Source organism: Streptomyces sp. NPDC048002 (assembly GCF_040653275.1).
In the GTDB taxonomy this organism is placed as follows: Bacteria; Actinomycetota; Actinomycetes; order Streptomycetales; family Streptomycetaceae; genus Streptomyces.
In genome coordinates, this window is sequence record NZ_JBEZNL010000001.1 from 145,092 (window position 1) to 157,284 (window position 12,193).

The 12,193-nt window shown below is 73.8% G+C and carries 10 protein-coding genes; 7 read left to right on the forward strand and 3 right to left on the reverse strand.

All coding sequences use genetic code 11. The annotated features are described in order from the left end of the window. The first annotated feature begins 57 nt into the window (after positions 1-57). From AB0E07_RS00655 to AB0E07_RS00665, 3 genes are read left to right on the forward strand one after another with little or no spacing between them, the layout of a single operon-like run. A complete protein-coding gene (locus tag AB0E07_RS00655) occupies positions 58-1,095 on the forward strand; it encodes a MoxR family ATPase (protein WP_362244857.1) in 1,038 nt (345 codons plus the stop codon). Next, entirely contained in the window at positions 1,095-2,489 is a 1,395-nt protein-coding gene (locus AB0E07_RS00660; protein ID WP_362244859.1) for a DUF58 domain-containing protein, read from the forward strand. Before AB0E07_RS00655 ends, AB0E07_RS00660 begins: the two co-directional genes overlap by 1 nt. Further along, positions 2,486-4,864, forward strand: a complete 2,379-nt coding sequence (locus AB0E07_RS00665) for a DUF3488 and transglutaminase-like domain-containing protein (protein ID WP_362244861.1) — start codon at positions 2,486-2,488, stop codon at positions 4,862-4,864. The genes AB0E07_RS00660 and AB0E07_RS00665 overlap by 4 nt, the downstream gene beginning before the upstream one ends. A 390-nt stretch (positions 4,865-5,254) precedes the next feature. On the opposite strand, the gene AB0E07_RS00670 is transcribed toward AB0E07_RS00665, so the two are convergent. The 3 genes from AB0E07_RS00670 to AB0E07_RS00680 all read right to left on the reverse strand — a co-directional run bounded on the left by AB0E07_RS00670 (position 5,255) and on the right by AB0E07_RS00680 (position 7,428). Then, a complete protein-coding gene (locus AB0E07_RS00670) occupies positions 5,255-5,647 on the reverse strand; it encodes a DUF3040 domain-containing protein (protein ID WP_362244863.1) in 393 nt (130 codons plus the stop codon). A 275-nt stretch (positions 5,648-5,922) separates the two neighbouring features. Next, on the reverse strand, positions 5,923-6,693 hold the full coding sequence (locus AB0E07_RS00675; protein ID WP_362244865.1) for a methyltransferase: 771 nt from the start codon (positions 6,691-6,693) through the stop codon (positions 5,923-5,925). 144 nt (positions 6,694-6,837) lie between these two features. Then, the gene (locus tag AB0E07_RS00680; protein ID WP_362244867.1) at positions 6,838-7,428 is read right to left on the reverse strand and encodes an SAV_6107 family HEPN domain-containing protein; all 591 of its coding nucleotides are present in this window, start codon (positions 7,426-7,428) and stop codon (positions 6,838-6,840) included. A gap of 159 nt (positions 7,429-7,587) precedes the next feature. Between AB0E07_RS00680 and AB0E07_RS00685 the strand changes: the two genes are divergently transcribed. The 4 genes from AB0E07_RS00685 to AB0E07_RS00700 all read left to right on the forward strand — a co-directional run bounded on the left by AB0E07_RS00685 (position 7,588) and on the right by AB0E07_RS00700 (position 12,169). After that, entirely contained in the window at positions 7,588-8,472 is an 885-nt protein-coding gene (locus tag AB0E07_RS00685; RefSeq protein ID WP_362244869.1) for an ATP-binding cassette domain-containing protein, read from the forward strand. Beyond that, positions 8,444-10,528 carry a YhgE/Pip domain-containing protein gene (locus AB0E07_RS00690; protein WP_362244871.1) on the forward strand — a complete coding sequence of 695 codons (2,085 nt, stop codon included), beginning with the start codon at positions 8,444-8,446 and terminating at the stop codon, positions 10,526-10,528. The genes AB0E07_RS00685 and AB0E07_RS00690 overlap by 29 nt, the downstream gene beginning before the upstream one ends. A gap of 23 nt (positions 10,529-10,551) precedes the next feature. Continuing rightward, positions 10,552-11,181, forward strand: a complete 630-nt coding sequence (locus AB0E07_RS00695; RefSeq protein ID WP_362244873.1) for a TetR/AcrR family transcriptional regulator — start codon at positions 10,552-10,554, stop codon at positions 11,179-11,181. A gap of 355 nt (positions 11,182-11,536) precedes the next feature. Next, entirely contained in the window at positions 11,537-12,169 is a 633-nt protein-coding gene (locus AB0E07_RS00700; protein WP_362244875.1) for a DUF4126 domain-containing protein, read from the forward strand. Positions 12,170-12,193 lie beyond the last annotated feature (24 nt).

Below are 12,193 nucleotides of genomic sequence, written 5' to 3' on the forward strand. Positions count from 1 at the left end.
TGGGCCGGTCCGCAACGCAGAGCGTCGGCCCGGAAAGAACGGGCCGAGGAGGGCCGGGTGACGACCTATGACGATCGAGCGAGCCTCACTGATCTGACCGCCACTGTGGAGCGTGTCCGCAGTTCGGTGGAGGGTGTGATCGAGGGCAAGCCCGAGGTCGTACGGCTTTCGCTGACCGTGCTGCTCGCCGAGGGGCATCTTCTGATCGAGGATGTCCCCGGCGTCGGCAAGACGATGCTGGCCAAGGCGCTGGCACGGTCGATCGACTGCTCGGTACGGCGGATCCAGTTCACCCCCGACCTGCTCCCCTCGGACATCACGGGTGTGTCCATCTGGGACCAGCAGCGCCGGGACTTCGAGTTCAAGCCGGGTGCGATCTTCGCCCAGATCGTGATCGGCGACGAGATCAACCGCGCCTCGCCGAAGACCCAGTCCGCGCTGCTGGAGTCCATGGAGGAGCGCCAGGTCACCATCGACGGGCAGAGCTACGAGCTGCCGAGCCCCTTCATGGTGGTGGCCACCCAGAACCCGGTCGAGATGGAGGGCACCTACCCGCTGCCCGAGGCCCAGCGCGACCGCTTCATGGCCCGCGTCTCCATCGGCTACCCCAGCGCGGAGGCCGAGCTCCAGATGCTGGACGTCCACGGCGGGGTCAACCCGCTGGACGACCTCCAGCCGGTCGCCCACGCGCACGACATCGTCAAGCTGGTGGACGCCGTCCGCGGGGTCCACGTGGCCGAACCGGTCCGGCGGTACGCCGTGGACCTGGTCGCCGCCACCCGCAACCACCCCGACCTCAGACTCGGCGCCTCGCCGCGCGCGACGCTGCACCTGCTGCGCGCGGCGAAGGCGTCCGCAGCCCTGAGCGGCCGGGAGTACGCCCTGCCGGACGACGTGCAGGCGCTCGCCGTGGCCGTCCTGGCCCACCGGCTGCTGCCCACCGCCCAGGCCCAGCTCAACCGCCGTACGTCGGAGCAGGTCGTGCAGGAGATCCTCCAGCGCACCCCGGTGCCCGCGGCGGGCCGGCAGAGCGGCCTGGGCAGCCTGGACCGCGGCGCCCCGGCATATCCCCAGCAGCCGCCGCGGAGGCTGTGATGAGCACCGGGGGGACGGGGCAGGCGGAGGCCGACCGGGGGGAGACGGGCGGCCTGCGCACCGCCCTGGCCGGTCTGACCACCCGGGGACGCTCCTTCCTGGCGGCCGGTGTGGCGGCCGCGATCTGCGCGTACGTCCTCGGCCAGAGCGACCTGCTCCGGGTCGGACTGCTGCTCGCGGTGCTGCCCCTGGTCTGCGCGACCGTGCTCTACCGCACCCGCTACCGGGTGGCCGGCAGCCGCCGTCTCAGCCCCGGGCGGGTGCCCGCGGGCAGCGAGGCCCGGGTCCACCTGCGGATGGACAACGTCTCGCGGCTGCCCACCGGCCTGCTGATGCTCCAGGACCGGGTGCCCTACGTGCTCGGCCCGCGCCCCCGCTTCGTGCTGGACCGGGTGGAGGCGGGCGGCCGCCGCGAGGTCTCCTACCGGGTCCGCTCCGACCTGCGCGGCCGCTATCCGCTGGGCCCGCTCCAGCTCCGGCTGAGCGACCCCTTCGGCATGTGCGAGCTGTCCCGCTCCTTCTCCAGCCACGACACCCTGACGGTGATCCCGCGCGTCGAGCCGCTGCCCCCGGTCCGGCTGAGCGGCGAGGCCAAGGGGTACGGCGACGGACGCCAGCGCTCGGTGGCGCTGGCCGGCGAGGACGACGTGATCCCGCGCGGCTACCGCCACGGCGACGACCTGCGCCGCGTGCACTGGCGCTCCACCGCCCGCTACGGCGAACTGATGGTGCGCCGCGAGGAGCAGCCGCAGCGGGCCCGCTGCACGGTGCTGCTGGACACCCGGGGCCCGGCCTTCGAGGGCGCCGGACCGGACTCGGCCTTCGAGTGGGCGGTGTCGGGCGCGGCCTCGGTGCTGGTGCACATGCTGGAGCGGGGCTTCTCGGTGCGGCTGCTGACCGACACCGGCGACTCGGTGCCCGGGGAGGGCTCCGACGGGTTCGCCGGCGCCGGCCAGGGGTCGGCGGAAGCGGCCGGACTGATGATGGACACCCTCGCGGTGATCGACCACTCCGACGGCACGGGCCTGTCCCGCGCCTACGACGTGCTGCGGGGCGGCAACGAGGGGCTGCTGGTGGCGTTCTTCGGCGATCTCGACGAGGAGCAGACCGCGGTGGCCGCCCGGATGCGCCGGCGCAGTGGGGGCGCCCTCGCCTTCGTGCTGGACAGCGAGACCTGGGCGCGGGAGGCGGGCGACGGGGCGGGGGCCCCGGAGCGGAGCGAGGAGCGGCTGCGGATGCTGCGGGAGGCCGGCTGGACGGCGGTCGGCGTGGAGCGGGGCGCCTCGCTGGAGGAGCTGTGGCGCCGGGCGGACCGTGATCGCTCGGACGTCGTCACGGCGGGCGGCGGCGCGACGGGCGGCGGGGCGACCGTCGGCGGGGAGGGACGGTCATGAGCGGGCGGGCACGACTGGCGCTGTGCGCCGCGGTGGCGACCCTGGCGGCGGCCTGCGCGCTGCTGCCCCTGGTCGACCAGCCCAGCTGGCTCTTCCAGACGGTGTTCCTGGTGTCCGTCCAGACCGGCGTGGGCATGGCGACCCGCCGGATTCCCCTGCCCCGTGCGCTGACCGTCACGGCGCAGGCCCTGGTCACCCTGATGCTGCTGACCCTGGTCTTCGCCCGTGAGCAGGCGCTGTTCGGCCTGCTGCCGGGCCCGGAGGCCTTCATCCACTTCGGGGACCTGCTCCGGACGGGCACCGAGGACGTCGGGCGCTACGCCATCCCGGCGCCGCTGTCCGACGGCATCCGGCTGCTGCTGGTCGGCGGTGTGCTGGTGATCGGGCTGGCGGTGGACGCCCTCGCGGTGACCTTCCGCAGCGCGGCCCCGGCCGGGCTGCCGCTGCTCGCGCTGTACTCGGTGGCCGCGGGGCTCTCCGACGGCGCCGCGGACTGGCTGTGGTTCCTGGCCGCGGCGGCCGGCTATCTGATGCTGCTGCTCGCCGAGGGCCGGGACCGGCTCTCGCAGTGGGGCCGGGTCTTCGGCGGTGCGCCACGCGCCCCGGGCGGTGAGAGCACCGGGGCGGTGGCGCCGGTGCGCACCGGGCGGCGGATCGGGGCGGTCGCGCTGGGCATCGCCCTGGTGGTGCCGGTGGCACTGCCCGCGATGAACGGCGGTCTGCTGGACGGCGCCGGCACCGGGGTGGGCAACGGGTCCGGGGGCGGCGGCACGATCTCCGCGGTGAACCCGCTGGTGTCGCTGCGCGACAGCCTGAACGTGGACGAGGACCGCCAGGTCCTCTCCCTGCGCACCACCACCGACGACCTGTCCGGCATGTATCTGCGGATCGTGTCGCTGGACGACTTCGACGGCACCACCTGGAAGCCGTCCAAGCGGAACATCACCTCGGTGCCGGACGAGTTCCCCACCCCCATCGGTCTGAGCCCGGACGTCAAGCGCACGGAGGTCAGGACCAGGATCTCGGCGGCGAACTGGTACGCCCAGGACTGGCTGCCGATGCCCTACCCGCCGAGCGCCGTGGACATCGGCGGCAACTGGCGCTACGAGCCGCTCGGCATGACCCTCGTCGGCGACCACGGCCAGAACACCCGGGGCCTGACGTACACGGTGGACAGCCTGGACGTGCGGCCGACCGCCGACCAGCTGGCCGACGCCCCGGAACCGTCCGCGGCGATCAAGCGGGAGTTCACCGAGCTGCCCTCGTCGCTGCCGGCGGAGGTCGCCGCCACCGCGCGGGAGGTCACCGCGGGCGCGGCCAACCACTACGAGCAGGCGGTCGCGCTCCAGGACTACTTCGCCGTCACCGGCGGATTCCAGTACGACACCGACGTACAGGTCGGCAGTGGTTCCTCGGCGATCGTCCGGTTCCTGCGGGACAAGCAGGGCTTCTGCGTCCACTTCTCCTTCTCGATGGCGGCGATGGCCCGCTCGCTGGGCATACCGGCCCGGGTGGCGGTGGGCTTCGCTCCCGGCACCCCGCAGGGCGACGAGTCGGTGTCGGTGGGTCTCAAGGACGCCCACGCCTGGCCCGAGCTGTACTTCGAGGGCGTCGGCTGGACCCGCTTCGAGCCGACGCCGACCCGGGGTTCGGTGCCCTCCTACACGCAGCCGGACGTGTCCGGTGAGGCGCTGCCCGACGTGGCGCGGCCGACCCAGCGGGAGAGCTCGGCGCCGAGCGCCGCACCCTCGGAGAGCGAGAGCTGCGCGGCGGGCAACCCGGAGCTGTGCGCGAGCGAGTCCCCGCAGGCGGCCCTGGCCACGGACGGCGACGGCCCGAAGTGGTACACGCTGCTGGCCTGGTCCCTGGCCGGGCTCGCGGCGCTGCTGGTCCCGCTGGCTCCGCTGCTGTGGCGGCTGCGCACCCGCGCGGTACGGCTCGGGGCGCACGGCCGGAGCGAGGAGGACGCGGTGCCGCACACCCTGGCGGTCTGGCAGGAGCTGACCGACACGGCGTGGGACTTCGGGATCGCGCCGGACGACTCGCAGACCCCGCGCAAGGCGGCGGCCCGGATCGTCCGGCTGGGCCATCTCGACGCGGAGGCAGCGGCCGCGGTGCACCGGGTGGCCGATGCCGTGGAACAGGTGCTGTACGCGCCGAGGCCGCGCCCGGCGGCCGGGCTCGCCCAGGACGTCCGTCAGGTGGTCGCGGGGCTGCGGGCCTCGCTCAGCCGGGGCACCCGGCTTCGAGCGATGTTCCTGCCGCGTTCGACCGTTCGTGTGGTCTGGGCGGCCTCGGCGTGGTGGAACGGGCTCGGTGCCCGGCTCTCCGCGGCCCGGCCGACGGTGCGCAAGCCGTCCCGGCAGCAGGGCTGAGACCGGGTGGACGACTAGGGCCTGTTCCAGGTTTCCCGTCGTCCGCCCGAAGGGCGGGTCCCGCGGCGTCCGGTGCGGTGCCTCGGCGTGCGGCCGGATCGTCCTCGTACTGGATGTACTCGGATGATTCGGCCGTGCGGCGGTGGGGGCCCCTCCCGCTCAAGCGAAGCCGAGAGTGGGGGAACCGTGCCGGGCGTCGCGGGGCAGACGGGAAACCTGGAACAGGCCCTAAAGCCCGGGCGGGTGATTCCGCCCGGGCCCCACGCGTACCGTGTCCGGCGTACGCGGGGCCCTCGGTGGCCGCCCGGGCGGCCGAGGGCGTGCGTGAGGGGGCGGCCACCTGACGGTGGTCGCCCCCTCACGTATGCGTGTGGAGCTGTGGCGGTAGCGCTACTGACCCTGCTCGTCGCGGCGCCGCTGCCAGCGCTGCTCGATCCGGTCCATCATGGAGCGCTTCGTACGAGCCTGACGACCGGCCTGCTGACCGCCCGCGGCGGGCTGTTCGCCCGGCTTGGGGGCCTTGCGCCAACCGGTCACGGCGAGTACCGCGCAGCCCAGCATGACGAGGAATCCCACCACGCTGAGCCAGACCTGCTTGGCGACCATTCCAGCCATGAGGAGCGCGATACCCACGAGGAAGCCGGCCACGGCCTGGTACACCCGGCGACGGGTGTACGTGCGCAGCCCGCTTCCCTCAAGCGCTGTCGCGAACTTGGGATCTTCGGCGTACAGCGCTCGCTCCATCTGCTCGAGCATGCGCTGCTCGTGCTCCGAGAGCGGCACGGAGTCCTCCTCATCGTGCAGTCGCCGGGGCGACCCGGGGGTCCCTTCAGGATAGGCAGGGAATCGCCCCCGTGAAACCCGCCCCTCTACGCCAATTGGCAACCGGGATCCGCCATGGACGTCCCGGCCCGCTGAAGTCTGCATTCCCCAGCGGCCGACCCGTCATGCCGGGCGGTCTCCCTCGATCATACGGCGCCGGGCGCTCGATCGGGGGGCCTGTGGCGTACTCCATGTGCAGTCAAGTACCTGATCAGCGGCGCACCCCGGCCGGTGGCTCAGGCCCCGGAGGTCCCCCGCGTCTCACCGAGCACATGGAGCTGCGTGGCCACGGCGTGGAAGGCGGGCAGTTCGGCGGCCGCCTCCTCCAGCTTCAGGAGGGCCTCCAGGGCCCCGGGCTCGGTGTCCACCAGGACGCCGGGCACGAGGTCGGCGAAGACCCGGACGCCGTGCACGGCACCGACCCGCAGGCCCGCTCCCTCGACGAGCGCGGTGAGCTGCTCGGCGGTGAACCGGTGCGGGACGGGGTCGCCGGCGCCCCAGCGTCCGTTCGGGTCCTCCAGGGCCTGCTTGGCCTCCTTGAAGTGGCCGGCGAGGGCACGGGCCAGCACGGCGCCGCCGAGGCCGGCGGCGAGCAGGCTGAGGACGCCCTCGGGGCGCAGGGCGGCGACGGCGTTGCGGACGCCCTCGGCCGGGTCGTCGACGTACTCCAGGACGCCGTGGCACAGCACCGCGTCGTAGCCGCCGCGCTCCACCACGTCGAACAGGCCGTGGGCGTCGCCCTGGACGCCCTGGACGCGGTCGGCGACCTCGGCCTCGGCGGCCCGGCGCTCCAGCGCGAACAGCGCGTTGGGGCTCGGGTCGACGACGGTGACGCGGTGGCCGAGGCGGGCGACCTGCACGGCGAACTTGCCGCTGCCGCCGCCGGCGTCGAGCACGTCCAGCGCCTCCCGGCCCGTGCTCTTGACCCGGCGGTCCAGGGAGTCCTTGAGGACCTCCCACACCACGGCGGTACGGAGGGAGGCGCGCGGGCGCATCGGGTCCGACACGGCTGTTGACTCCTCGGCGCGGCACCGCCCTCTGGCACGGGCGGAGCGAACGGGCGCCGTCCGGGCCGGAGTACCGGAACGGGACGGCTTCAGGCTGGTCCCACCCTATGGCCTCCGGCGCCGGACCTGGTCATCGCGGTGGTGTCAGCCCGCGTCGGGGAAGTCCCGGCCGGGGCCGTCCCGCTCCCCGGGGCCGGCCTCGTCTCCCCCGCCCCCTCGGTCGCCGTCCTGGCGCGGCTGGGGCAGCACCGGCTGGAGGACCAGCATCCGCTCGACCAGACGGAGGAACATCGCCACGTCGCGTATGAGGTCGTCGGCGTCGCGGTGGCTGGCCGCGCCCTGGATGCCCGCCTCGGCGCGGGCCCTCCTGCGGGCCCCGGCGGCGAACAGGCTGCTCCATTCGGCGAGCTCGGGCGCGATCTCGGGGAGCACTTCCCAGGCGCTCCTGATCCGGGCCCGGCGCCGGGAGGTGGGCTCGGGGCGGCCGCGCGCGGCCAGGACGGCCGCCGCGGTGCGCAGGGCGGCGAGGTGGGCGGTGGCGTAGCGCTCGTTCGACGTCTCCAGCACGGCGGCCTCGTCCAGTCCGGCGCGGGCCTGGGCGAGCAGGTCGAGTGCGGCGGGCGGGGCCGTGGCCCGGCGGAGCACGGGGTGCACGTCGCTCGCCGGTCCGGTCAGTGAGGGGGCAGGGCCGGTGGCGCGGCGCCGGCGGGCGGCGGCTGCGGGGTAGCTGGCCATGACGAACCTCCTGTCGTCTGTGTGACGGCACGGGTGCCGTATGTGCCCATCGTGCGGTATGGCACTGACAATCCGTTCCGACCTGGGCTTTTGCTTCGATCGACAGTTCGGGTTAGTTTTTGCACTGACCAGTCAGTTCAAATAGGGGGATGGGGAGCCGTGGCCGGAGTCGGCGTCACGGCCCGGGGGCTCGGCCTCGAAGGACCCCGCGGATGGGCGTTCCGCGGGGTCTCCTTCGAGGCGGAACCGGGCGCACTGATCGCGGTGGAGGGACCGTCCGGATCCGGGCGCACCTGTCTGCTGCTCGCGCTCACCGGCCGGATGAGGCCGACCGAGGGCTCGGCGACGGTCGGCGGGGCCGCGCTGCCCAAGCGGCTCGCGGCGGCACGGCGGGTCAGCGCCCTCGCCCACGTCCCCGGGGTCACGGACCTCGACCCGTCCCTCACCGTCGGCGAGCACCTGCACGAGCGGGCCCTGCTCCAGCGGCGCTTCGGGGGCCCGCTGCGCGGCCTGCTGCGCCCGCGCGGGGAGCGGGTGGCCGGGACCCGGGAGCGGATCGAGCGGGCGCTGGCCGCCGCCGGACTCGACCGGGACGCCCTGCCCAAGGGCGCCCGGACCGCCGTACGCGACCTGGAGCGGGTGGAGGCGCTGCGGCTGTCGGTGGCGCTGGCCCTGATCGGCGAGCCGGGGCTGCTCGGCGTCGACGACACCGACCTCAAGCTCTCCGACCCCGAGCGGGCCGAGGTCTGGGCCCTGCTGGCCTCGATCGCGGAGGCCGGAACGACCGTGGTCGCGGTGTGCAGCGAGGCGCCGGAGGGCGCGCGGGTGGTGTCGACCACCGCCCGGGACGACGAGCCGGCCGGGGACACGGACGCGGACGACCCGAAGAACACGGACGACCCGAAGGACGAGGACGACCCGAAGGACGCGGACGACCCGAAGGACGCGGACGACGAGCCGGCCGGGGACGAGGACGACCCGAAGGACGCCGACGACGTGAAGGAGGGGGCCGACGATGCGTTCGCCGAGGCTGGCCGCGCTTGAGATCCGGCGCTTCGGGCGGGGGAGGCTGCCGCGCGCCGCGATGGTCGCGCTGCTCGTGCTGCCGCTGCTGTACGGAGCCCTGTACCTGTGGTCGTTCTGGGACCCCTACAGCCGGCTGGACCGCATCCCCGTGGCGCTCGTCAACGACGACCGGGGCGCGCGGGCGGACGGCAAGGACGTCACGGCGGGCGACGACATCGTGAAGGGCCTGCGCGAGAGCGAGGTCTTCGACTGGCACGAGGTGAGCGCGGAGGAGGCACGCGCGGGCGTGGAGGACGGCAGGTACTACCTGTCCCTGACCATGCCGGCCGACTTCAGCGCGCGGATCGCCTCCAGTTCGGGGGACTCCCCCGAGACGGGCGCGCTCCGGGTGCGCACCAACGACGCCAACAACTACATCGTCGGGCAGATCTCCCGGACCGTCTTCAGCGAGGTGCGCGACGCAGCGTCCACGAAGGCCTCGCGGTCCTTCCTGGACCGGATCTTCATCTCCTTCTCCGACATCCACGGCGCGACCGTCGACGCCGCCGAGGGCGCCGACAAGCTGGAGAGCGGCATCGGCAAGGCGGAGAAGGGCTCGCGGGACCTCGCCGACGGGCTGAAGGACGCCAAGGCGGGCAGCGGCAAGCTGGCCAAGGGCCTGAAGAAGCTCGACAAGGGCGCGGGCGACCTCCAGGACGGGTCCGAGAAGGTCGCCGAGGGTACCGGGAAGCTCTCGGACAAGGTCAACGAGGTGGCCGGGAAGGTCGGCCCGTTCCTGGAGAAGAACGAGAAGACGATCGGGGACACCGCCCAGCTGGTCGCCGACGCCTCCGGCACGATCCGCGAGAACCTCGCCGCCCTGGAGAAGCGCGCGCCGACCGCCGCCGAGGACGCCCGCGAGGCCTCCGCCGACCTCGACCGCGTGTACCGCGCGCGCTGCGAGGAGGCCGTCGTCCCGGACGCCGCCTGCGCGGAGCTGAAGACGGCCGAGGACGCCGCCGCGGTGGTGGCCGGGGTCGCGGCGGACGTCAGCGACCTGGTCACCGGGCAGGCGGGCAACCTGGGGAAGCTGGACAAGGACCTGGCCACCCTGGAGAAGCAGGCCCAGGCCCTCGCCGACCGGGCGCCCCACCTCTCCGAGGACCTCGACGACGCCGTCACCCGGATCAACGACCTGAACGAGGGCGCCGGCAAGGTCGCCGCCGGGGCTCGGAAGCTGAACACCGGGATCGGCACCGCCTCCACGGGCGCCACCGACCTGGACGAGGGCGTCGGCGACCTGAAGACGGGCGCCAAGGACCTCAAGGCGGGCCTGTACAAGCTCGTCGACGGCTCCGGGGAACTCTCGGACGGACTGCACGACGGCGCGGAGCGGATCCCCGACTACGACCGCCGGGACCGCGACGAGCGCACCGAGGTGATGTCCGACCCGGTGCGGATGGTCGCCGAGGACCTGCACAAGGCGCCCAACTACGGCACCGGCTTCGCCCCGTACTTCATCCCGCTGTCGCTGTGGGTGGGCGCCATGGTGGCGTACATGCTGATCGCGCCGATGAACCGGCGGGCCCTCGCGGCGGGCGCGCCGGCCTGGCGGATCGCGCTGGCGGGCTGGCTGCCGGTGGTGGCGATCGGCGTGCTCCAGACGGTGGCCCTGATGTCGGTGCTGCACTGGGCGGTCGGGCTCCAGATGGCCCGCGCGGCCGGGACGGTGGGCTTCCTCTTCCTGGTGACCGCGTGCTTCGCCTCCCTCGTGCAGTGGCTGAACGCGCGCTTCGGAGCGGCCGGGCGGATCCTCGTCCTGGCGCTGCTGATGCTCCAGCTGACCTCGGCGGGCGGCACCTACCCCGTGCAGACCAGCCCCGGCTTCTTCAACGCGCTGCACCCCTTCCTGCCGATGAGCTACGTCGTGGAGGCGCTGCGCCGGCTCATCACCGGGGGCGGCCTGGGACCGGTCTGGCAGGCGTGCGCGGTGCTCGTCGCCTTCACCGCGGGCGCCCTGGCCCTGACCGCCCTGTCGGCGCGCCGCCGGCAGGTGTGGACGCTCGACCGGCTGCACCCGGAGCTGACCCTGTGACCGGGCGCGGGACAATCATGGCCATGGAAAGCAGCAGCGCCGCGTCGGGCGGCAGCACGCGCCGTGAGGCCACCCGGCAGAAGCTCTACGAGGCCGCCGTCACGCTCATCGCCGAACAGGGCTTCTCCGCCACCACGGTGGACGAGATCGCCGAGCGGGCCGGGGTCGCGAAGGGCACCGTCTACTACAACTTCGCGAGCAAGTCCGTCCTCTTCGAGGAGTTGCTGCGACACGGCGTGGGGCTGCTCACCGCCTCCCTGAAGGACGCGGCGGAGCGCACCGACCGCGAGGGCGGCAGCAAGGTGGACGCCCTGGACGCGATGATCCGGGCGGGCCTCGGCTTCATCTCCGCCTACCCGGCCTTCACCCAGCTGTACGTGGCCGAGCTGTGGCGCACCAACCGCGCCTGGCAGTCGACGCTGATGGTGGTCCGGCAGGACGTCGTGGCGGTGGTGGAGGACGTGCTGCGCGACGGCGTGGCGAACGGCGAGTTCAGCGAGGAGATCGACATCCCGCTGACGGCGGCCGCGCTGGTCGGCATGGTCCTGGTGGCGGCCCTGGACTGGCAGTCGTTCCAGCCCGAGCGGTCCCTGGACGATGTGCACGCGGCGCTGTCCCGGCTGCTCCAGGGGCGGGTGAGCGGGCGGGGCTGAGCCCCGGCGCACGAGAGCGCCGGTCCGTCCCGGCCCGTCCCCCAACGGGCCGCCGACGCACCGGCGCTTCCTTCGTGCTCCCCCGTTCCCCGTACGGTCTCCCGTGCGGCCGTTCCCCCGTGCCTCGCCTCCGCCGACGCCCGGGCCGGCGGAAGGAGCGGGTCCGGGGCCGCTCCGTTCCGGCGCCCCGTGTCGCCGGTGCCGGAGCCGGTCCCTTCTCCGTGCCTCCACTCTCTCGTTCACGCAGGTCGGCCCCCATCCGCGCGCGTACTCATCTCACCGCCTGGGTACGCGTACTCAGTCCTGCGTGCCGATGCCCACCCGGTCCGCCCCGCCACTGGTTACGATCGCGTCCGTGTCGGTACTCCCCCTCGTCTTCACCAGCGGCTGGGCCAGCGGCATCAACGCGTACGCGGTGGTGCTGCTGCTCGGCGTGTTCGGCACGACCGGGCTGAGCGACGAGGTCCCCGAGTCCCTGCAGCGCCCCGAGGTGCTGATCGCGGCGGGCGTGCTGTTCCTGTGCGAGGCCGTCGCCGACAAGATCCCGTACGTCGACTCGGCCTGGGACTCCGTGCACACCGTGATCCGGCCGGTCGCCGGAGCCTGGGTGGGCGCGCTCCTCGCGGGGCAGAGCGGTTCGCTGTCGGACGTGACCGCCGGTCTGGTCGGCGGGAGTTCGGCCCTGGCGAGCCACGCGGTGAAGGCCGGGACCCGGATGGCGGTCAACACCTCGCCGGAGCCCTTCAGCAACGTGGTGGTGAGCCTGGCCGAGGACCTCGGGGTCGCCGGGATCGTCACCTTCGCGATGTTCAACCCCGAGGCAGCCGCGGTGATCGCGGGCGTCCTGCTGCTGGCCGGGCTCGCCATACTGTTCTTCCTCGCCTCGCGCATCCGGCGGTTCCTGCGGCGCCGGGCCCAGCGGCGCGAGGAGCGCCGGCTCGCCCACCACGTCGACGAAGGGCCGCCGGGACCGCCTCCGCCGCGGTGACTGTCAGTGGCGGCGGATACAGTC

Bases quoted from the DNA above. Each gene is read 5' to 3' on its own strand.
- AB0E07_RS00690 (WP_362244871.1), top strand. From the start codon at position 8,444: ATGCGTTCGCCGAGGCTGGCCGCGCTTGAGATCCGGCGCTTCGGGCGG.
- AB0E07_RS00680 (WP_362244867.1), bottom strand. From the start codon at position 7,428: ATGGCCAGCTACCCCGCAGCCGCCGCCCGCCGGCGCCGCGCCACCGGC.
- AB0E07_RS00665 (WP_362244861.1), top strand. From the start codon at position 2,486: ATGAGCGGGCGGGCACGACTGGCGCTGTGCGCCGCGGTGGCGACCCTG.
- AB0E07_RS00695 (WP_362244873.1), top strand. From the start codon at position 10,552: ATGGAAAGCAGCAGCGCCGCGTCGGGCGGCAGCACGCGCCGTGAGGCC.
- AB0E07_RS00660 (WP_362244859.1), top strand. From the start codon at position 1,095: ATGAGCACCGGGGGGACGGGGCAGGCGGAGGCCGACCGGGGGGAGACG.